We start from the raw sequence: 22593 nt of genomic DNA, 5'->3' as shown, positions 1-22593 counted from the left end.
CGATTTCCGCAGGAATCTGAGTTGTAACGTGTGCTATCACACTTCTGATAGCGTTATTTTTTGAGAAATCATGAACGAAGGTAACCCCCCCACTTCTGAGGGAAGTAAAAAATCTGAAGGTCCGAGTAGAAAGTCCTTCTTTGAACGCCTAGGCCAACTATTTCAAGGTGAAGTAAAAGATCGCCAAGAGCTCGTGGATGTAATCCGCGACTCAGAAATTAATGACCTAATTGACCATGACACGCGCGACATGCTCGAGGGTGTTATGGAAATTTCAGAGATGCGAGTACGCGATATCATGCTGCCTCGCTCTCAAATGGTTACAGTTGAACGCACCGATGATTTAGATACATTGATTGCGCTTATTACTGATGCTCAACACTCTCGCTACCCAGTGATCAGTGAAGATAAAGACCATGTTGAAGGCATTCTATTAGCAAAGGACCTACTTAAGTATTTGGGTTCAGAAAGTGCCCCATTTGATATCGAACAAGTGATTCGCCCTGTTGTGGTTGTTCCTGAAAGCAAGCGAGTAGATCGCCTGCTTAAAGAGTTCCAAGAAGAGCGCTACCACATGTCTATCGTTGTCGATGAGTTTGGCGGAGTTTCTGGCCTAGTAACCATTGAAGATATCCTCGAAGAAATCGTTGGTGAAATTGAAGACGAGTTCGACGATGAAGAAGAGCTAGATATTCGTAAGCTGAGTAAGCATACCTTCTCTGTAAAAGCTTTAACCACTATTGAAGAGTTCAACGATACGTTTAACACTACCTTTAGTGACGATGAAGTGGATACGGTAGGCGGCATGGTTATGACCGCACTCGGTCACCTGCCTGTTCGTGGCGAAATTGTAGAGATTGAAAACTACCATTTCAAAATAACATCAGCAGATAACCGCCGTGTGATTCAGCTACAGGTAACCATTCCTGACGAGCAACCTCTTCCGACTATCGAAGAATAACAACTTCTCTCTAAAGAGATGACAGAAATTAGATGACTAAGACTTTTATTCATCGCCTATTACGGCCGCTTGCGGCCGTTTTTGTTGGCGCTATAACCACCCTTTCATTCGCTCCATACTCTATATGGCCTCTTGCTATTCTCAGCCCAGCTTTGTTGCTGTTACTGATTCATAACCGCCCTCCTAAAAGTGCGCTTTGGATTGGCTACGGATGGGGTTTAGGTCAATTCACGACAGGTATCAGCTGGGTATACGTCAGCATTGATGGTTTTGGTGGTATGCCACTGGCAGCTAACCTATTTTTGATGGCATTACTTGTTGGCTACCTAGCTGTTTATTCAGGTCTATTTACTTGGAGTTTGAACAAGTTCTTCCCTGCTAATAATCTAAGCCGCTTTTTCCTCGCAGCACCTGCACTATGGTTAATCAGTGATTGGCTACGTGGATGGGTAATGACAGGGTTCCCTTGGCTTTGGTTAGGCTACAGCCAAATCGATTCGCCATTAGGGTCCTTTGCACCGATTGGCGGCGTAGAGTTAGTAACTCTAGCGATCATTGTTTCAGCATCAGCGTTTGCTTATGCTGTTATCAATAGAGCCTGGAGTATCGCTGTTATTCCTGCGGTCGTATTTAGTACTGGCTTTGGTATTCGCAACATCGATTGGGTAACGCCGAACCCTGAAAAAACCACGTCAGTCGTTTTAATACAAGGCAACGTCGATCAAGATAGCAAATGGCTACCAAGTCATCGTTGGCCAACCATGATGAAGTACACCGACCTAAGCAGAGAAAATTGGGACGCTGATATCATCATCTGGCCTGAAGCCGCTATCCCTGCGTTTGAGGTAGAGATTCCTTCTTTCCTACGTAACTTAGATAGCGCAGCGAAGATGAACAACAGCTCTATCATCACAGGCGTGCTTAATCAGTCTGAAGATAAGAAATACTACAACAGTGTTCTTTCACTTGGCGTGAACCCATATGGTGAGTACAGCTACGATCCAGACGAACGCTATCATAAACATCACTTATTGCCATTTGGTGAGTTTGTCCCGTTTGAAGATATCCTACGCCCGTTGGCACCATTCTTTAATTTGCCGATGTCATCATTCAGCCGTGGTGATTTTGTTCAACCAAACATCGTGGCAAATGGACGCCACTTAGCGCCAGCGTTGTGCTATGAGATCATCTTTAATGATCAAGTTAGACAGAATGTGACTGATGAGACTGACTTTATCCTCACACTCTCTAACGATGCGTGGTTTGGTCGTTCTATTGGGCCATTACAACATATGGAAATCGCACAAATGCGCGCTCTGGAGCTTGGTAAGCCACTTATTCGCTCTACCAACAATGGTGTGACAGCAGTTACCGATTACAAAGGCAACATCATCAAGCAAATACCTCAGTTCGAAACGGCAGTGTTAAAAGCCGAGCTCATTTCAACGGATGGGCAAACGCCTTATCACACAGTAGGTACTTGGCCACTGTATATTTGGGCGATGCTCAGCTTGATGATTGGTTGGCTAATAAGACAGCCAAAGAGCTAGATTCGACGAAAAGTGATTTTAGATTCGAGGGTTGACTGGTGGGTCAACCCTTTTTTATTGCCGCGGTTTGAAGTTAATTACATGTTTACGGCTTAAGTGCTTTGCGGCTAAACCCTGTAGAGCCACATTTAATGCATGGAATGATATTGGTTGGGTGGTTATATTCAGTTTGATGGCCACACTCGTCACATACCAAGGTGCCTAACCCAATGACTTCACCCGCTTGATATAAGCCCTGATGTTCAAGATCTTGGAACAGCTCAACCCATTCAACTTTCGTTCGATCGGTTATGTCTAGAAGACCTTGCCATATAGAGTCTGCAATCATCAAATAGAATGGACCGCTTTTACTCTCTTCATAGCTTTCAGAAAACTCTTTCAAGTCCGACTTCACGTAGGCTGAAATCAGCGATAATTCATCTTTGGTCATGTCGTTGGCTGCTTTCGCATACTTGCCTGACGTTTCGATTTTGTTGTTGAGCTCTTCAGGACTATGCTTCAGCGTTTCGATGACCTCTTCAACAACTTCTTCATAGAGTGCTTTTTTCTTCGGCATAACAACCTCCTTAAGATAACCAACCTTGAAGCGAGCAAACGGATGCGCCGCAATGCACTCCCGCTCACAAACAAATGCAATTCATACTCTTAAGTATAGTTGCCCTGCGAAATTCAGTGAAAATCACACAATCTACTAGGCAGCAACTGCAAGTATGAAGGGTATAACTATTGTTGTACTCAGCTCCTTTAGGTATTCTATGACGATCTGTAAGATTCTGTTCTAACCGAACTCACAAATTCCAAGATAACCGGATACCATCGATGCAAGAACAATATAACCCGCAAGAGATTGAACAAAAGGTTCAACAACACTGGGATAACAGCGAAACTTTCGTTGTAAGTGAAGACCCAAACAAAGAAAAATTCTACTGTCTTTCTATGTTCCCTTACCCAAGTGGCCGACTGCACATGGGTCACGTGCGTAACTACACCATCGGTGATGTGGTATCTCGTTTCCAACGTCTACAAGGCAAAAACGTAATGCAGCCAATTGGTTGGGATGCATTCGGCCTACCTGCAGAAAACGCAGCTGTTAAAAACAACACAGCGCCTGCGCCATGGACTTACGAAAACATTGAGTACATGAAAAACCAGCTTAAGCTTCTAGGCTTTGGTTACGACTGGAACCGTGAATTCGCAACATGTACTCCAGAGTACTACCGTTGGGAACAAGAGTTCTTCACTAAGCTTTACGAAAAAGGCCTAGTTTACAAGAAGACTTCTTCTGTGAACTGGTGTCCAAATGACCAAACTGTACTGGCAAACGAGCAAGTAGAAGACGGTTGCTGCTGGCGTTGTGATACTCCGGTAGAACAAAAGAAAATTCCTCAGTGGTTCATCAAAATCACTGAGTACGCTCAAGAGCTACTAGACGATCTAGACAACCTTGAAGGCTGGCCTGAAATGGTTAAAACCATGCAGCGCAACTGGATCGGCCGCTCTGAAGGTGTTGAGCTGTCTTTCGCTGTTAACGGCGAAGAAGCGCCACTAGAAGTGTACACAACTCGTCCAGACACACTGATGGGTGTTTCATACGTTGGTATCGCTGCAGGTCACCCTCTTGCAGAGAAAGCATCGAAGAACAACCCAGAGCTTGCTGCATTCGTTGAAGAGTGTCGTAACACTAAAGTTGCTGAAGCTGAACTGGCAACGATGGAAAAGAAAGGTATGGATACTGGCCTAACAGCTATCCACCCTCTTAACGGTCGTGTTGTTCCTGTATACGTAGCAAACTTCGTACTTATGGATTACGGCACAGGTGCGGTAATGGCGGTTCCTGCTCACGATCAACGTGACTACGAGTTCGCAACTAAGTACGGCATCGATATCATCCCAGTAATCAAGCCTGAAGACGGTTCTGAGTTAGATGTGTCTGAAGCGGCGTACACTGAGAAAGGTGTACTGTTCGATTCTGGTGAATTCGATGGTCTTGCTTTCCAAGAAGCATTCGATGCAATCGCTGCGAAGCTTGAAGCAGAAGGCAAAGGTAAGAAGACAGTAAACTTCCGTCTACGAGACTGGGGTGTATCTCGTCAGCGTTACTGGGGTGCGCCAATCCCAATGGTAACAACAGAAGATGGTGAAGTTCACCCAGTACCAGCAGACCAACTGCCTGTTATTCTTCCAGAAGACGTAGTTATGGATGGCGTAACGAGTCCAATCAAGGCTGACAAGTCTTGGGCTGAGACAACATTCAACGGTGAGCCTGCTCTACGTGAGACAGACACGTTCGATACGTTTATGGAATCTTCTTGGTACTACGCTCGCTACTGTTCACCACAAGCTGACGACATCCTAGATCCAGAGAAAGCAAACTACTGGCTACCAGTTGACCAATACGTTGGTGGTATCGAGCACGCTTGTATGCACCTACTTTACTCTCGTTTCTTCCATAAGCTTCTACGTGACGCTGGTTACGTGACGTCTGACGAACCGTTCAAGCAACTACTATGTCAAGGTATGGTTCTGGCTGACGCGTTCTATCACGAAAACGAAAAAGGCACTAAAGAGTGGATTGCTCCGACTGACGTAACGGTTGAACGTGACGGTAAAGGTCGCATCGAAAAAGCAGTCGACGCTCAAGGCCGCGAAGTTGAACACTCAGGCATGATCAAAATGTCTAAGTCTAAGAACAACGGTATCGACCCACAAGAGATGGTAGACAAGTACGGCGCTGATACAGTACGTCTATTCATGATGTTTGCATCACCTGCAGACATGACGCTTGAGTGGCAAGAGTCTGGCGTTGAAGGTGCTAACCGTTTCCTTAAACGTGTTTGGAAATTGGTTCACGCTCACTCTTCTAAAGGTGTAGCTGAATCTGTTGATGCTTCTGCGCTATCTGGCGACCAAAAAGCACTTCGTCGTGATATCCACAAGACTATCGCGAAAGTAACGGACGATATTGGCCGCCGCCAAACGTTCAACACAGCTATCGCTGCAATCATGGAACTGATGAACAAGCTAGCGAAAGCACCTCAAGAGTCAGTACAAGATCGTGCAATTCTTGATGAAGCGCTAAAAGCAGTAGTTCGTATGCTTTACCCAATGACTCCACACATCTCTTACGAAATGTGGATTGCACTTGGTGAATCAAACGTAGACTCAGCAACATGGCCAACTTTCGATGAGAAAGCGCTAGTTGAAGACGAGAAGACTATCGTTGTAATGATCAACGGTAAGCTACGAGCGAAGCTAACGGTTGCTGCTGACGCGACAGAAGAGCAAGTTCGTGAACTTGGTCTAAACGATGAGAACGCTAAGAAGTTCCTAGATGGCCTAACGATTCGTAAAGTTATCTTCGTTCCTGGTAAGCTTCTAAACATTGTTGCTAGCTAATTTCGTTAGTACAGTGCAATTGCTAAAGAATTAACGAACTTAATTCATCAAAAGCAGTCTGTAGACAGGGTAGCTAATTGCCCTGTCTACTTATTTAAGCGCTTTAGATTTGAGCCTAACAACTCAATCTAGCTAAAGCCTTTAAATAAGTATTCTACCTTCATGAGAGCCATCAAATAATGCGCCTGATTTCACTATCTTCATTGAAAGTTACTATTGTTGTTTTAACCGTCAGTCTGTTAAGTGCGTGTGGTTTCCACCTGCGTGGTGATTACTCCGTACCAGAAGAACTCAACAAGATCTCCGTAACCAGTTACGACCAATACAGTACGTTTACACGTATGATGAAAGGTCAGCTACGTATGAATGATGTAGAAATTGTGCCACCGGCTGAGAATACCCCTAACCTGCACATTATTAGTGAGAGCGTTGGTGAGCGAACTCTGTCTCTGTACCAAAACACTCGTGCTGCAGAAAAAGAGCTGACATTCCGCTCTTCTTATCGTGTCACTATCCCTGAAATTGGCTCCAAGACATTCTCTACTAGCGTAACCCGTAGTTATCTAGATAACCCGCTAACAGCACTTGCGAAATCAGTTGAGCGCGACATGATCGAAGACGAAATGCGTAAGCTGGCAACAAGCCAAATTCTTCGCCAAATGGCTCGCCTTAAAGCGACTATTGCCGCTGGTAACATGAACCTAGAAGAACTAGAGCACGTTCAAGTAAAAGAACTTGAAAAGCAATACAACATCAAGAATGCTGAAATTGACGACGTTGAGATCGTTCCGGCTTCAGCAGAGCAACCAACACTTAGCGAATCGGCTGAGTAATAGGTTTATTTGATGCGTATTTTTGCTGACCGCTTATCAGAGCAACTTGCTAAACAGTTGAGTAATGTTTACCTCATTTTTGGTAACGAGCCTCTACTGTTGCAAGAGAGCCGAGAAGCGATTCAAAAGGCTGCAAAACAGCAAGGCTTTGAAGAACGTCACCGCTTTGCGATTGATAGCAGTCTGGACTGGAATCAAGTCTACGACTGCACTCAAGCACTGAGCCTATTCTCTAGCCGTCAAGTCATCGAACTTGAGCTGCCAGAGTCAGGCGTCAATGCCGCAATAGCAAAAGAGCTACTCGCAATCTCAGAGTATATCCATAACGATATTTTGTTGATCTTAGTGGGTACTAAATTAACTAAAGCTCAAGAAAACGCTAAGTGGTTTAAGGCGCTCTCGAATCAAGGACACTGGGTCAGTTGCTTAACGCCAGATGTCAGTCGATTACCTCAATTTGTCCAAGCTCGCTGCCGTCAAATAGGTTTAACGCCAGATCCTGAGGCGATTCAAATGTTGGCACAATGGCACGAAGGCAACCTTTTTGCATTGACTCAGAGCCTAGAAAAGCTGGCTCTCCAATACCCAGATGGAAAGCTCACATTAGTACGCTTAGAAGAATCGCTGAGTCGACACAACCACTTTACTCCATTCCACTGGAGTGACGCCTTACTGGCGGGTAAAGGGAATCGAGCGCAGCGAATTTTAAGACAATTAGAAGCTGAGGGTGTTGAGCCTGTTATTTTACTGCGTAGCGTGCAGCGAGAACTCGCCTTACTGCTGCAAATGCAACAACAAATGAAACAGATGCCGATTGGTCAGGTCTTCGAGAAACACCGCATCTGGCAATCAAAAAAGCCTCTTTATAACGCCGCGCTAACAAGAGTTTCGATTTCTCAATTACACTCTTTGTTCGCGTTGCTCACTCAAGCTGAATTGATGACAAAAACTCAATATGAGCAGTCGCCTTGGCCACTAATTCATCAGTTAAGCGTAGAGTTTTGTATCCCTTCAGCTTCAATACCATTTCACGCATAAAAGCGTGGTATATTCTAGGGTCAACAGCCCCTAAAAAGCTAAATTCAGATTAAAGGAACACCCCGTGTTACGTGAAGAACTAAAAGATTTTCTTGCAGACAAAGCCGACGACATGAAAGCAGAATCGATTGTGACTATCGATGTAGAAGGCAAATCAAGTGTTACTGATTACATGATTGTTTGTACTGGCACCTCTAAACGCCATGTTGCTTCTATTGCACAGCATGTTGCTGATGAAGTACGTAAAGCAGGCATGCAACCACTAGGCATGGACGGCCAGCAAGAAGGTGAATGGGTTGTTCTAGATATGGGCACAAGCATGCTTCACGTTATGCAAGAAGAACACCGTGAACTGTACCAACTAGAAAAACTTTGGGGCTAAGCTTTGAAGATCCAGTTAATCGCAGTTGGTACAAAAATGCCAAAGTGGGTTGAAGAAGGGTTTAAAGAATACAAACGTCGCTTCCCTCACGATATGCCGTTAGAGCTCATTGAAATTACTGCAGGAAAGCGCGGTAAAAATGCCGATATTGCACGCATTCTTCAGAAAGAAGGTGAAGCGATGCTGGCAGCGGTGCCAAAAGGCAACAGAATTGTCACGCTCGACATCCCAGGTAAAAAATGGGATACCCCACAACTGGCTGAGCAACTGGAAAGCTGGAAGTTGGATGGACGTGACGTTTCTATCCTGATTGGCGGGCCTGAAGGATTAGCACCTGCATGTAAAGCGGCAGCAGACCAAAGTTGGTCTCTGTCTGCGCTTACTCTCCCTCACCCATTAGTACGCGTTATCATGGCTGAAAGCTTGTATCGAGCTTGGAGCATCACTGCTAACCACCCTTATCATCGAGAATAAGCGTTAATGTTACGTAAACGTAGCCAAATCCGAGACTACAAAGCAGAAGCACGACTATTTACTAGTCGTGCTTTTGTTGCGTTTGCAGGGATCATAGTGATGATGTCGATGTTGGTTATGAACCTTTACAACATTCAAATCAACCAATATCAGGACTATAAAACCCGCTCTAACGACAACCGTATCAAGGTCGTTCCAATCGCGCCTAACCGTGGTTTGATTTACGATCGCAACGGTGTACTTCTTGCCGAAAACCGCCCCGTTTTCAACCTAGAAATCACACCAGAAAAAATCAACGATATGGATGACACGCTTGTCCGTCTACAAGAGTTAATCGAGATCCCACCAGAACGCATCGAGCGTTTTAATCGTGATCGCCGTAATTCAAGACGCTTCAAGTCAGTACCGATTCTGAACCAACTCACAGAAGAACAAGTTGCGGTCTTCTCTGTAAACCAACATAAGTTCCCTGGTGTTGAGGTCACAGGCACGTTAAAACGTTTCTACCCTTATGGTGATGTGCTGACTCACGTTATTGGTTATGTATCGCGTATCAATGACCGTGATATGCAGCGCCTAGCACGAGAAGAGAAAGACGCTAATTACCAAGCGACTCGTGACATCGGTAAACTTGGCATTGAGCGCTACTACGAAGACATGTTGCACGGTACCGCTGGTTATCAAGAAGTCGAAGTAAACAGCCGCGGACGAGTGATCCGCACTCTGAAGTTTGTGCCTTCGGTTCCGGGTAAAGATATCGTGCTCAACTTGGACATCAAGCTACAGCTATACGTACATAAATTACTTGATGGTCGCCGTGGCTCAGCCATCGTTCTCGACCCTAAAGACAATGGCGTGTTAGCCATGGTGTCTAGCCCAAGCTACGACCCAAATGCATTTGTGCATGGTATCTCCTCTAAAGGTTATAACGCGCTACTTCAAGACAAAGACCGACCTTTGGTTAACCGTGCAACGCTAGGTATTTATCCACCAGCGTCGACGATCAAACCTTTCATTGCTGTTGCGGCTCTGCAAGAAGGTGTGATTACACCCAATACAACGCGTAATGACCCAGGTTATTGGAAGATCCCTAACTCAAAAACAAGACCATTCCGTGACTGGTTGCGTTGGGGACACGGTGTCGTTGATATCGAGAAAGCGATAGAAGAGTCAGTGGATACTTTCTTTTACCAAATTGCTTATGACCTTGGTATTGATCGCATATCCAAATGGATGATGATGTTCGGATTCGGTGATTATACCGGCATCGATATTTATGAAGAAAGTAAAGCCAATATGCCAACTCGTGATTGGAAAATGGCAAGACACCGTGTGCCTTGGTACCAAGGTGACACTATCCCTGTCGGCATTGGCCAAGGCTACTGGACAGCAACACCAATGCAGATTGCAAAAGCCACATCAGTTTTAGTTAATGAAGGGGAAGTAACAGCCCCTCACCTACTGCGTTCAACCATTGATAACGGTCGCCCATTCGATGAACAAATTATGTCGGATATTGAAACTTACCCACCACTAACCGGGGTTAAGAAGAAGTATTGGGATATCGCTCAGGAAGGCATGAGACTGGCTAACCACGGTAAGAAAGGCACAGCAAGACGTTCATTCCAGAAGATGTCTTACCAAACCGCTGGTAAGTCGGGTACCGCGCAGGTGTTCGGCTTAAAAGAAGATGAAGAGTACAACGCGGATGAAATCGCAGAGCACTTACGCGATCACGCCCTCTTTACGGGTTACGCGCCTTTTGAAGATCCTGAAGCCGTCGTGACTATCGTTCTAGAAAACGCAGGTGGCGGCTCTTCTAACGGCGGCCCAGTAGTAAGAAGGATTTTAGACCATATTATCCTTGCAGAAGATTATCAAAGTGAGCCAATTAAATAATGAAACTTGATCCTTCAACTGGACGAAATAGAGCCCTATTCGAAAGGCTGCATATCGACCTGCCGCTTTTACTTGGCATTCTGGTTTTAATGGGCTTTGCCCTACTGATCATGTACAGCGCAAGCGGACAAAGCCTTGCGATGATGGATCGCCAGGCGATGCGTATGGCTCTGTCTTTAGGTGTGATGATCTTCCTAGCGCAAATCTCTCCTCGCACTTATGAAACCTTGGCACCACTACTGTTTGCAGGCGGTGTCATCTTGCTATTAGGCGTGTTGTTCTTTGGTGAAGCCTCTAAAGGTGCACAGCGTTGGTTAAACTTCGGCTTTGTTCGATTCCAACCCTCAGAGCTGTTAAAGCTGGCGGTACCTTTGATGCTGGCGCGATTTATCGGTAAGCGCTCACTTCCACCCACCTTCCAAACATTAGCGATCTCGCTAGTGATGGTGTTTGTACCTACGATTCTAATCGCAAAGCAACCCGACCTAGGCACATCTATCCTTATCGCCGCATCCGGTATCTTCGTGATATTCCTAGCAGGTATCAGTTGGAAAATCATTGCTAGTGCGGCAATAGCGTTGGGGGCATTTATCCCAATCTTATGGTTCTTCTTGATGCGTGAATATCAAAAAGTACGTGTAAGAACCCTTTTTGATCCTGAATCCGATCCATTAGGTGCGGGTTACCACATCATTCAAAGTAAGATTGCGATAGGTTCTGGTGGTATATCAGGAAAAGGTTGGCTGCAAGGCACTCAATCCCAACTAGAGTTCATTCCAGAGCGCCATACCGACTTCATTTTTGCGGTAATTGCCGAAGAGTGGGGCATGATTGGTATCTTGTTCTTGCTTGCCATCTACCTGTTTATTATTGGACGTGGCTTAGTGCTCGCTAGCCAAGCTCAAACAGCATTCGGCCGAATGATGGGCGGCAGCATTGTACTGAGCTTCTTCGTCTACATTTTTGTAAACATTGGCATGGTAAGTGGCATTCTACCTGTTGTAGGTGTTCCTCTTCCTCTGGTCAGTTATGGCGGTACTTCAATGGTTACCCTTATGGCTGGTTTTGGTATTTTAATGTCGATCCATACACACAGAAAAGCATTCTCAAAGGCGACCTAATCGATGTCTATTACAACGTTTCCAAAAAAAGCATCCTTAGTTGATGAGCTGCCAATCAAAAAAATAGTCTCTATCTTAGGGCTAGCGGTTTTAATCAATGGGTGTTCTTCACAAAAGCCAACAGGTCGCTACGATATTGATTCAGATATTGCACCAGACGCACCGATTTCGGTAGAGCATTTAGAAGATGCTCATCCTCAGTATGAACCTTATAGTTTAGGTGGTAATACGGATTACATTCTGCGTGGCGAAGACTACAAGATCGTAAAAAAGACCGAAGGGTTTACTGAGAAAGGCAAGGCCTCTTGGTACGGTAAGAAATTTCATGGTCACTTAACGTCTAACGGCGAGATCTACGACATGTATTCGATGTCATCAGCTCACAAAACATTGCCAATTCCAAGCTATGTAAAAGTGACGAATACCGACAATAACAAAACCACTATTGTTCGTATCAATGACCGTGGCCCATTCCATGAAGGCCGAATCATTGACCTTAGTTATGCGGCAGCTTATAAGCTCGATGTGCTGAGAACGGGCACGGCAAATGTTGAGATTGAAGTCATTACTGTGGCTATGCCAACCGACGCAAATAAAAAGGCCGCTTTACCGCAATTTATCATTCAAGTCGCAACATCTCCGCATGAAGATAGAACCGAGAAGTTAGCTAAAGATCTAGCCGAAAAGCTAGAAGTAGCAACGTTCTTGCAGCCAAATGATGACAACTACCGTCTGATGATTGGGCCATTTCATGACTATGCTCTGACTCAAGAAAAATTAGAACAAGTTAAGCTAATGGGTTACCCGTCAGCTTATATAAAAAAACACACCCTAACTCGCTAATTAATCTAACAGTTACTTCTGGTAATCAGCGCTCTGGTGTGACAGAGTGATTCTGTTAATATATGAATAGTTCACCAAATAATTGCATTCAAAATGATTAAATCTAATAAACTTGTTAAATCGATTTTTGCTACTTCTGTTGCTCTTTCTGCAACGATAGCTACATCGTCATTCGCCGCTCCTATTGTTGTTCCTGATGCACCTCAAATCGCCGCTAAAGGTTTTGTTCTGATGGATTACCATTCAGGCAAAGTACTAGCAGAGAAAGAGATGAATACTCAACTTTCTCCAGCAAGTTTAACCAAGATGATGACGAGCTACGTAATTGGCCAAGAGCTAGAACGTGGCAACATCAACTTAAACGACGATGTTGTAATCAGTGAAAATGCTTGGGCTAAAAACTTCCCAGATTCATCTAAGATGTTCGTTGAAGTAGGTACAACGGTTAAAGTTGAAGAACTGAACCGCGGTATCATTGTTCAGTCAGGTAACGATGCTTGTGTTGCGATGGCTGAACACATCGCCGGATCTGAAGATGCATTCGTTGACCTAATGAACGCATGGGCAAGCTCTATCGGTATGAAAGACACGCACTTCGCTAACGTGCACGGTCTAGACAACCCGAACCTATACTCAACGCCTTACGATATGGCGCTACTTGGTCAGGCTCTGATTCGCGACGTACCAGACGAGTACCGTATCTACTCACAGAAGAAATTCACTTACAACGGCATCACCCAGTACAACCGTAACGGTCTGTTATGGGATAAGAGCATGAACGTTGATGGCATCAAAACGGGCCACACAAGCAATGCAGGTTACAGCCTAGTAAGCTCAGCGACCGAAGGCAAAATGCGCCTAGTTGCTGTAGTTATGGGTACCAAGAATGCTAATGCTCGTAAGACAGAAAGTAAAAAGCTGCTTAGCTACGGCTTCCGCTTCTTCGAAACAGTGGCACCACACACAGCGGGTGAAACCTTCGTAGAAGAGAAGATCTGGATGGGCAGTAAAGACACCGTTGCACTGGGTGTCGACGAAGATACTTTCGTTACGCTACCTCGTGGTCAAGCTAAGAACCTGAAGGCAAGCTTCGTTCTTGAGAAAGAGCTAGAAGCGCCAATCAGCAAAGGCGATGTGGTTGGTAAACTATTCTACCAAGTCGATGGTGAAGACGTTGCTGAATACCCACTACTAGCACTTGAAGATGTAGACCAAGGCAGCCTATTCAGCCGCCTATGGGACTACCTAGTTCTTCTGTTCAAGGGTTTATTCTAAACCAGCCAAAGGTTTGTTCTAAGTAAAACCTAAGCTTGTTGTCTAGCTAACCTAATGAGTAAGTTCATGATTTACTCATTAGTTAACCAAAAGCCGCCATGTGCGGCTTTTGTTGATCTTGAGTTCGGTGATATTTACACGTAATATTCCGCCTTATTACTCGTGTCTGTTGACCGAATACGCTTTTTATCGACATTTCGCCAATTTGCGAGAGTCTAGCCTTTTGGAGCTAATCATGAACATCAATTCTGATGCAAAACTAAAAGACCTCTTAGAGTTCCCTTGTTCATTCACTTACAAAGTAATGGGCCACGCTAAGCCAGAACTGACTGAGCTAGTGCTAGAAGTGATCCAGCGCCACGCTCCTGGTGACTACAGCCCAACGCTAAAACCGAGTGCGAAAGGTAACTACCACTCTGTTTCTATCAATATTACTGCGACTTCAATTGAACAAGTAGAAACTCTTTATAAAGAACTGGGCGAGATCGAAATCGTTCGTATGGTTCTGTAGTCTTTGATTACGCATGAAAAACAGCGGCTTATTGCCGCTGTTTTTGTTTAAAGCACAGTATCGACACCAAATTCATTCAACTTAATTTTAAATAAATACAAAGAAAGTTGAAAAACCTTGCAGTCCGTCTGTAGTTAGAATCATGTTTCGCGTTTATAATGCGTTCACTTTATTAATCCTTGAGGGAGTGCCGCTTTGCAAAATAAGCTAATCGTAAAAAAATTAGGCCGTCAGGATTATGAACCTGTATGGAAAGCCATGCATAAGTTCACAGACGAACGCACGGAAGAAGACGTAGACCAAGTTTGGTTGGTTGAACACAACCCTGTCTTCACTCAAGGACAAGCAGGCAAAGCTGAGCATGTTTTAAATGCCGGTGATATCCCTGTGATACAAAGTGACCGCGGCGGCCAAGTGACTTATCACGGCCCAGGTCAGTTAGTTGCTTACTTTCTGATTAACATTCGCCGCAAGAAATTCGGAGTGCGTGATTTGGTTACTCATATCGAGAACCTCGTAATCAACACTCTGAAAGCTTACAATATAGATTCAGCTGCCCGACCTGACGCTCCTGGTGTTTATGTCGATGGCAAGAAAATCTGTTCACTCGGATTACGTATTCGACGTGGCTGCTCGTTCCACGGGCTAGCACTGAACGTCGATATGGACCTGTCTCCATTCCTACGTATTAACCCATGTGGTTATCAAGGTATGGAAATGGCACAGGTCAGCCAACTTGGCGGACCAAGTGAACTAGAAAACGTTGAGCAACAGTTAATACAAGAGCTCGTAGAGCTACTCGGCTATGACCAAGTAGACATTCAAGCCACCAGTAACATTACAGCAGAAGCATAAAATCATGAGCAAACCAATCCAAATGGAAAAAGGCGTTAAATATCGTGACGCTGACAAAATGGCATTAATTCCCGTAAAGAATATGCCTGCTGAACAGAAAGAAGTTCTACGTAAGCCTGAATGGATGAAGATTAAACTTCCTTCAGACAGCCATCGTATTCAAGAAATCAAATCAGCAATGCGCAAAAACAACCTGCACTCAGTTTGTGAAGAAGCGTCTTGCCCTAACCTAGCCGAGTGTTTCAATCACGGTACGGCAACGTTTATGATTCTTGGCGCTATCTGTACTCGTCGCTGCCCGTTCTGTGATGTTGCCCATGGTCGTCCTGTTGCTCCTGAAGCAGAAGAGCCGAAGAAACTGGCTAAGACGATTAAAGACATGAAACTGAAGTACGTAGTAATCACTTCAGTTGACCGTGATGACTTGCGTGACGGCGGTGCTCAGCACTTTGCTGATTGTAACCGTGAGATTCGCGAACTAAACCCACATATTCGTATCGAAACACTGGTTCCAGACTTCCGCGGTCGTATGGATGTTGCGCTTGATCTAATGAAAGACAACCCGCCAGATGTTTTCAACCACAACCTAGAGACAGCGCCACGTCTATACCGTAAAGCGCGTCCAGGTGCGAACTACAAGTGGTCTCTTGATCTACTGAAGAAATTCAAAGAGCAGCACCCTGATATTCCAACAAAATCAGGTGTGATGATGGGTCTTGGTGAGACGAAAGAAGAGATCGTTCAAGTACTGAAAGACCTTCGCGAACATGGTGTGACTATGCTGACACTAGGCCAATACCTAGCACCAAGCCGCCACCACTTACCAGTAGAACGCTACGTGCCGCCTTCTGAGTTCGATGAGCTGAAAGAGATTGCTCTAGAGCTTGGCTTCACTCACGCAGCTTGTGGTCCATTTGTACGTTCTTCTTACCATGCAGACTTACAAGCTCAAGGTATGGAAATTAAGTAAGCCATTACTTAACTCCCCTCTATTTGAAAGGCGCATCCCCTCAGGTATGCGCCTTTTTAGTATCGACAAACTGTCACGTTACATCGCCATCATTCAGATACAACAAAGCCGCTCTATGAGAGCGGCTTTGTTAAATTAAGACGAGTGAACAATAGACAAATAGACAATAATGGCTAATTAGCCGAAAGAAGCCCAGATAACCGTTGCTACCAAGATTGGGCACACGAACTTCACATACATAGGCCAAACCTTACCAAACCAACCCAATTGGAAATCAGAGCAACCTTGCTCAAGCTCTTTCACTTTTGAAGCTCGGCTCCATACCCAACCACCAAACACACAGAACATCAGTGCAGCGACTGGTTGAAGGTACTGAGTTGCAATCATCGCTACCATGCCAAACATCGCAGCAAAGTTGTAAACAATCACCACACTAAACAGCGCGATAGCGCCACCAATCACCCAACTTGTTGACGTACGTTTAGTATTGAAGCGCTCACTCACTAACGCTACCGGGCCTTCTAACATTGAGATAGAAGAAGTCAGCGCGGCAATGGTTAGTAACAAGAAGAAAACAATTGCGAAGATCTGACCAAGCACACCTAAGCTATCAAACATCAACGGCAGAACAGTGAATACCAGTGTGTCAGAGCTCAATAGTGAACCGTCTTCCGCATAGATTTGAACGCCTTTTTGCATCGCAACAAACATTGCAGGCATTACTACCAAACCAGCAATAAAAGCCACTGCAGTATCTACCAGCGTCACGTTCATCGCCATTTTTGGCAGGTTTTCTTTCTTACTTAAGTAAGAGCCATAAACCAACATTGAACAGCCACCAATCGTTAGCGAGAAGAAGCCTTGCCCCATCGCCGCTAGAATCAGCTTTCTATCCCACACTTTCTCAAAGTCTGGAACTAGGTAATGTTTTAAGCCTTCCATCGCACCAGCTTGCGTCATGATGTAGACAAACAATAGGCCGAACAACACAAACAGTGCTGGCATCAAACGCGTCGACCACTTCTCGATGCCTTGCTTAACACCACCCTGTACAATCAGAATCGTCAGCACATAGAACGCGACGGTACCAAATACATTACGCTCAACGCTGAAGCCTTTAAACCAATCAGCAGCAGCCTCTAAACCAATCAGATCAGCGACGGCGCCAATTAGGAAGCAGATTAACCAACCACCAACAATACTATAAAACGCCAATACGGCACTTGGTACACTTAAGCCAATCCAACCGACAAACTCACCGACTTTTTTACCTAAAGGGTTTGCCGTCAACGAGCGCATGCTATCAACTGGATTTGCTTGGCCGTGACGACCGATCGCCATCTCAACCACTAGCATTGGGAAAGCAACCACAAAGATCATGATCAAATAGACCAAAAGGAAAGCACCGCCACCATTGCTGGCAACTTGAGTCGGGAACCCCCAAATATTACCTAAGCCAACCGCTGCACCAGCCGCTGCTAAAATAAAGCCTAAACGAGAGCTAAAATGCTCTCTTGAAGAGGAAGATTGTTGGTCCATATCGCCCGCATTAAAAATCAGTGAACTAGTTGAGAAGTACAGTAATAAAAAGCAATGATAGGTACAACCAATAAATGAACAATTATCTAATTTTTACAATCAATACGCTATTTAGAACCATAAAATTAACAAACGACCAGTCTTATCGTTCAATTAAAAGCAATAAAGCGAGATGGCAGGCTTGAAAAGGAAATGGATTAAATTGAGATAAATACTCGCCGTGTGGCTACATTTGTACAAACAAAAAGAGCACCAACCGATGCTCTTGCTATTCATAAGTCGATCCAGATTAGATCGTGAAGACTTGATAGTCTTTTAGGTTCGGAATGATTTCATGCAACTCTTGCTCTTGTTCCGCCATCTCATCAAGAGAATCACAGAACTCGTTTGCTTCTTCTTGTACTTGTTGAGAGTGTTCTTTCATTCGCTCTTCAACTTTCAGCTTTAATTCAGCCATACTGTCAGCTAGTTCGGTAAGGTTTAGACCACCGTCTTGTTTCATTTTTTCTGACATCGCATTAAAAGCGCTAGAAATAAATTCTTGGTTAAAGATCTCTTTAGCCTTCTCGAAATCTTCAGACCAACCATTGGCCATCGAATCAAAGCTTTCTGCTGGTAGCACTAACTCGCCATCTTTATAGTAACGCGCTTCCAGCTCAGCAAAGTAGGTTTTCATTGATTCTTTTACATTATCAAACGACTCTGGAGAATCTAGGCTGGCAGCGATGTCATCAATAACATCATTCGCCAAGGCTAAGCTGTCATTCGCCATTTGTTTTGCGCGTGGTAAGTACTCACTCATGTTTTCGCGGTATTTCTCAATCGCCGCTTGTTGGTTGGCATCAAGCTCAACCTTCTCACCATGAATATAGAGATCGTTGTTGCCATCAAAAACGGCAGTATCGCCATTCACTTGATGGATTTCGACTTTTTGATCATCGATTCGTAATTCATTCTTCAAATCAACGCGACACTGAGCAGCAAAAGTTGGCAGGCTCACAAAAGAGATTACCGCTGTTAACGATGCGATTAATACATTGTTTTTCATAAATACATTGCTTTTCATAACATCCTCTCATCAATCTGACAAATTACTATACCTTGGGTTTATACTTCTTTGTCAGAGCAACGTCTTATATTCCTTAGCCAATTATTCAGTCAACCGATATCACTTCGTAGCAAAACTGTTTATCAGCAACTTTAAATTCAATTTCATCACCGACTTCTTTACCCATTAACGCCTGACCAAAAGGTGCATTTGCCGTCACGATAGCTACTTCATTATCATTCCACGTAACAGACAGCCCACCAACTCTCGGCCCCATAAAAAAGTGCTTATATTGGTCATGTTCGTCAATCACCACCACATAGCTGCTCACCGTAATCTTTTCACTGTCACGCAATACAAGATTTCGGTAACACTGAATATCACCTTCACACTCTTGCACCCTCACCGCTTGACCATGGGCAAGATATGAAGCTTCTAGCGCCAATGTATCGTACTTATGTTCAGGCACTGTCTCTTCATCTGTCGCAGCGTCAATCGCGCATTGAGTGGCAGATTGTGCGATACGTAATCGGGATTCGAGTTGCTCTATAATTATTTGGCGAAGCTCAGACTTATTCATACTATTGGGGTGCTTTTCTATAGGAGCTACAGAATAGAATTAGGTACAATCAGGTGCAAGACATTTGATTCATCAAGCGGCGCTATCATGAATAGGCGCCCGCTTTAGCATCAATACGACACTTAATAACTCAGGTAGAACATAAATGATTGAGCAGAAGCTAAAACAAGTATTCGGATTCGACTCACTGCGTAATGGACAAAAGCAAGTCATTAATAATGTTCTATCTGGTCACTCAACTGCGGCCATATTCCCTACAGGCTCAGGTAAATCTCTGTGTTATCAATTACCAGCATTAGAATTGCCGCACTTAACCTTGGTGATATCACCGCTGTTAGCCTTAATGAAAGACCAACTCAGCTTCTTACACAGTAAAGGCATCAGCGCGGCTGCAATCGAATCAAGCCAAGACAGACAAACCACACAACAGGTTATGCAGTCGGTACGTAACGGTGACACAAAAATCCTAATGATCTCGGTTGAACGCTTGAAGAACGAACGCTTTCGTCAGTTTATCTCCCAAGTGCCTATCTCGTTACTTGTGGTCGATGAGGCGCACTGCATCTCGGAATGGGGTCACAACTTCAGACCAGACTACCTGAAGCTTCCTCAATACCAAAAGCAGCTCAATATTCCTCAAGTGCTATTGCTCACGGCAACCGCGACGACCTCTGTTATCCAAGATATGAAGTCTAAGTTTGATATCGATGAGGAACGTGTAGTAGTTACCGGCTTCTATCGTCAAAACCTAGACCTTTCAATTCAACCTTGCGAACAAGCCAGCAAACTAGAAACCTTGTGCAATGTCGTCAACCAAGCTTCTCTCGCTCCGACTATTGTGTATGTCACCCTTCAACAAACAGCAGAGATGGTGGCTCAGCAACTTCGCAATGCTGGCGTTAATGCGGTGGCTTACCATGCGGGTCTTAAGCCTGAAAATAGAGATGCTATTCAACATCAATTCATGAATGATGAAGTGAGCTGTATCGTCGCAACCATTGCGTTTGGTATGGGCGTGGATAAGTCCAACATTCGCCGAGTAATTCACTTTGATTTACCAAAGTCGATAGAGAACTACTCACAAGAGATCGGCAGAGCTGGCCGAGATGGTCAAGCGTCTGAATGTATTCTACTCGCTAACAAACATGGTTTAAGCACACTCGAGAACTTCGTTTTTGGTGATACGCCCGACAACATATCGATCCAGGCAGTATTGAAAGAGATCTACGAAAATCAAAACATTGGCGCTTCTGGCTCGAACCAATGGGAGCTCATGCTTAACCAGCTATCACGTGAATCCAACATTCGTCAATTACCGCTTAAAACACTACTGGTGTATCTCGAAATTGAAGGTGTGATTGAGCCGAAGTACAGCTACTTTGCTGATTACAAATTTAAGTTCATTCGCCCAAAGCAGCAGATCACAGAGCAATTTCAAAGTGAACGTCGTCAATTTGTAGAAGCGATTTTCCAATGCTCTCCTCAAGCAAGAGTGTGGTGCCAAGTCGACTTCGATGCACTTTGGACTCACTTCCAAGCCGATCGTCAGCGCGTAATTGCAGCTATCGATTACTTCAATGAACAAGGTTGGATTGAATTGGAGAGCAAGCAGATCACGGATGTCTACACGATCCACAATACTTCTGAAGATATGATGCAACTGTCCGAGCGTCTAACTGAGTTGTTTAAAGCAAAAGAGAACAGCGAGATAAACCGTCTTAACCAAATGCTGAATTTCTTTGAGGCGGATACTTGCCTTAGCTCACGCCTTGCGAGTTACTTTGCTGATGATAAAGCACCAACAAACTGCGGTCACTGCTCTGTATGTAGAGGAGAGGTGGCAATCTTACCAACCGTTGATGTTGAACCTGTCGATGATGAGACGGTGATGACATGGATACATGAATTTATTTCTGCTAGCCAACAATTGATTACCGACGAAGCTATTACTCGCTTCTTATGCGGAATCGCCACCCCACTTTCAACCAAGCTTAAAGCCAGCAAAATGGTTGGTTACGGTAAGCTAGAGCAGCAACCATTCAGTGATACCTTAGCGCGAGTTAAGCAACTTCCTAGATAAGCTAATTTCCTTGATTAGAAAAAACCGACTAGGTTATCAAACCTAGTCGGCATTCAAATACCAACACTTCTAAATCTATACTCCCAACGCCTTACCCTGAAAGAAACTCAACTGGCGCATTTGATCTTTGGGTTGCAGCATCACACTTAAACCAAGCAAGCGTATTTCTCGCCCCTGTTGTCTTTTCAGTATTTCACTTAACAGTTCTTTGAAGTGTTCACGATCTAAAGAGGCGTGGATATGCTCAATAGTAGTTTGTTGAAAGTCGGCAAACTTGAGCTTAATGCCCTGTTTGATGATCGCTTTGCTTGGGCAGGCTTTTTCTAAACGAGTTTCGAGTTCAGGAAACAACTTGTCTTCGATTACTTGCCAGCATTCGGCGTAGGTTGAAATATTTTGGGTAAAGGTGCGCTCTACGCCTACCGATTTTCGCTCGCGCTCGATGATAACTTCTCGATCATCAATGCCATGACTGCGCTTCCAGAGTGATGCACCTTGACGGCCAAACTTGAGTAGCAGGTCTCGATAGTCAGACTCCTTGATATCCTTACAAGTAAAAAAGCCTGCTTGATGCAACTTTTCAATACTCACCTTGCCGACACCAGGAATCTTTTCAAGTGGTAGCTCATCGATCACTGATTGCACATCTTGTGGAGGGATAACAAACTGACCATTGGGCTTATTCAGATCCGAGGCCACTTTCGCCAAAAATTTAATCGGTGCAATACCTGCAGAAGCCGTCAGATTTAGTTCATTCCAAATATCACGGCGAATCGACTCAGCAATAAGTGTAGCTGAACCATGACACTGCTTAGAATCGGTGACATCAAGGAAAGCTTCATCCAAAGAAAGAGGCTCAATGACTGATGTGTATCGAGAGAAGATTTCACGGATCTTTTTAGATATCTCGACATAGACCGACATTCTTCCCGGCACAACCAATAGATTAGGACAAAGCTGTAGGGCTTTTCCTGTCGGCATTGCAGAGCGAACACCAAACTTGCGGGCTTCATAATTACAGGTGCTCAAAACGCCGCGTTGCTTTTCATGCCCACCAACAGCTAACGGGCGATTTCGGTAAGCAGGGTTATCACGCATTTCTACAGCCGCGTAAAAACAATCCATATCGACATGAATTATTTTTCTTACTCTCTCTTCACCCGCGCTACACATCTAGGAATTACTCGACCTTACAACTGTATCTATAAACAGTATAATCCAATTATTATCAGATTTAA

General features: G+C 44.5%; 20 protein-coding genes. 15 read left to right on the top strand and 5 right to left on the bottom strand.

Annotated features, from left to right (window positions below; translation table 11 throughout):
• Positions 1–70: 70 nt before the first annotated feature.
• Both corC and lnt read left to right on the top strand, forming a co-directional pair.
• Positions 71–961, top strand: a complete 891-nt coding sequence (gene corC, locus FTW16_RS13305) for a CNNM family magnesium/cobalt transport protein CorC (RefSeq protein ID WP_050646992.1) — start codon at positions 71–73, stop codon at positions 959–961.
• A 32-nt stretch (positions 962–993) separates the two neighbouring features.
• A complete protein-coding gene (gene lnt, locus FTW16_RS13300; protein ID WP_146491395.1) occupies positions 994–2511 on the top strand; it encodes an apolipoprotein N-acyltransferase in 1518 nt (505 codons plus the stop codon).
• 85 nt (positions 2512–2596) lie between these two features.
• Here lnt and FTW16_RS13295 read toward each other — a convergent pair whose 3' ends face one another.
• Positions 2597–3067 (bottom strand): zinc ribbon-containing protein, encoded by a 471-nt coding sequence (locus FTW16_RS13295; RefSeq protein ID WP_012603380.1) that lies wholly within the window; start codon positions 3065–3067, stop codon positions 2597–2599.
• A 263-nt stretch (positions 3068–3330) separates the two neighbouring features.
• On the opposite strand from FTW16_RS13295, the gene leuS reads away from it, so the two are divergent.
• The 12 genes from leuS to lipA all read left to right on the top strand — a co-directional run bounded on the left by leuS (position 3331) and on the right by lipA (position 16108).
• Positions 3331–5907, top strand: coding sequence for a leucine--tRNA ligase (leuS, locus tag FTW16_RS13290; RefSeq protein ID WP_146491394.1), 2577 nt, complete (start codon positions 3331–3333; stop codon positions 5905–5907).
• Positions 5908–6086: 179 nt separating this feature from the next.
• Positions 6087–6740 carry an LPS assembly lipoprotein LptE gene (gene lptE, locus FTW16_RS13285; protein WP_146491393.1) on the top strand — a complete coding sequence of 218 codons (654 nt, stop codon included), beginning with the start codon at positions 6087–6089 and terminating at the stop codon, positions 6738–6740.
• Between the two features lie 12 nt (positions 6741–6752).
• Positions 6753–7778 (top strand): DNA polymerase III subunit delta, encoded by a 1026-nt coding sequence (gene holA / locus FTW16_RS13280; RefSeq protein ID WP_146491392.1) that lies wholly within the window; start codon positions 6753–6755, stop codon positions 7776–7778.
• A 64-nt stretch (positions 7779–7842) separates the two neighbouring features.
• Positions 7843–8160 (top strand): ribosome silencing factor, encoded by a 318-nt coding sequence (gene rsfS / locus FTW16_RS13275; RefSeq protein ID WP_004735247.1) that lies wholly within the window; start codon positions 7843–7845, stop codon positions 8158–8160.
• 3 nt (positions 8161–8163) lie between these two features.
• Entirely contained in the window at positions 8164–8634 is a 471-nt protein-coding gene (gene rlmH, locus FTW16_RS13270; protein ID WP_004735246.1) for a 23S rRNA (pseudouridine(1915)-N(3))-methyltransferase RlmH, read from the top strand.
• Between the two features lie 6 nt (positions 8635–8640).
• A complete protein-coding gene (gene mrdA, locus FTW16_RS13265; protein ID WP_048657915.1) occupies positions 8641–10533 on the top strand; it encodes a penicillin-binding protein 2 in 1893 nt (630 codons plus the stop codon).
• Complete coding sequence (rodA, locus tag FTW16_RS13260; protein ID WP_048607962.1) at positions 10533–11654, top strand: rod shape-determining protein RodA; 1122 nt, start codon at positions 10533–10535, stop codon at positions 11652–11654. The genes mrdA and rodA overlap by 1 nt, the downstream gene beginning before the upstream one ends.
• Positions 11655–11657: 3 nt before the next feature.
• Positions 11658–12497, top strand: a complete 840-nt coding sequence (locus FTW16_RS13255) for a septal ring lytic transglycosylase RlpA family protein (protein ID WP_146491391.1) — start codon at positions 11658–11660, stop codon at positions 12495–12497.
• 93 nt (positions 12498–12590) lie between these two features.
• Positions 12591–13772: a serine hydrolase gene (locus FTW16_RS13250; RefSeq protein ID WP_017067140.1), complete on the top strand. Its 1182-nt coding sequence runs from the start codon at positions 12591–12593 to the stop codon at positions 13770–13772.
• A 232-nt stretch (positions 13773–14004) separates the two neighbouring features.
• Entirely contained in the window at positions 14005–14283 is a 279-nt protein-coding gene (gene ybeD, locus FTW16_RS13245) for a DUF493 family protein YbeD (protein WP_026084358.1), read from the top strand.
• Positions 14284–14478: 195 nt separating this feature from the next.
• Complete coding sequence (gene lipB / locus FTW16_RS13240; protein ID WP_004737632.1) at positions 14479–15138, top strand: lipoyl(octanoyl) transferase LipB; 660 nt, start codon at positions 14479–14481, stop codon at positions 15136–15138.
• 4 nt (positions 15139–15142) lie between these two features.
• Positions 15143–16108 (top strand): lipoyl synthase, encoded by a 966-nt coding sequence (gene lipA, locus FTW16_RS13235; protein ID WP_146491390.1) that lies wholly within the window; start codon positions 15143–15145, stop codon positions 16106–16108.
• Between the two features lie 177 nt (positions 16109–16285).
• Here lipA and FTW16_RS13230 read toward each other — a convergent pair whose 3' ends face one another.
• From FTW16_RS13230 to FTW16_RS13220, 3 genes are all read right to left on the bottom strand, one after another.
• Positions 16286–17647 (bottom strand): sodium-dependent transporter, encoded by a 1362-nt coding sequence (locus FTW16_RS13230; RefSeq protein ID WP_146491389.1) that lies wholly within the window; start codon positions 17645–17647, stop codon positions 16286–16288.
• A gap of 289 nt (positions 17648–17936) precedes the next feature.
• Entirely contained in the window at positions 17937–18713 is a 777-nt protein-coding gene (locus tag FTW16_RS13225) for a YggN family protein (protein ID WP_146491388.1), read from the bottom strand.
• 88 nt (positions 18714–18801) lie between these two features.
• Positions 18802–19275 carry a GreA/GreB family elongation factor gene (locus FTW16_RS13220; protein ID WP_146491387.1) on the bottom strand — a complete coding sequence of 158 codons (474 nt, stop codon included), beginning with the start codon at positions 19273–19275 and terminating at the stop codon, positions 18802–18804.
• A 145-nt stretch (positions 19276–19420) separates the two neighbouring features.
• Here FTW16_RS13220 and FTW16_RS13215 point away from each other — a divergent pair, with 145 nt between their 5' ends.
• Positions 19421–21355 (top strand): ATP-dependent DNA helicase RecQ, encoded by a 1935-nt coding sequence (locus FTW16_RS13215; RefSeq protein ID WP_146491386.1) that lies wholly within the window; start codon positions 19421–19423, stop codon positions 21353–21355.
• 75 nt (positions 21356–21430) lie between these two features.
• Here the strand turns inward: FTW16_RS13215 and dinB are convergent, their stop codons facing one another.
• Positions 21431–22528 carry a DNA polymerase IV gene (gene dinB, locus FTW16_RS13210; RefSeq protein ID WP_146491385.1) on the bottom strand — a complete coding sequence of 366 codons (1098 nt, stop codon included), beginning with the start codon at positions 22526–22528 and terminating at the stop codon, positions 21431–21433.
• Positions 22529–22593 lie beyond the last annotated feature (65 nt).

It is taken from the genome of Vibrio sp. T20, assembly GCF_007858795.1.
GTDB lineage: Bacteria > Pseudomonadota > Gammaproteobacteria > Enterobacterales > Vibrionaceae > Vibrio > Vibrio satsumensis.
Note: the sequence above shows the minus strand (reverse complement) of the source record. Positions and strands in the feature narration are given on the sequence as shown.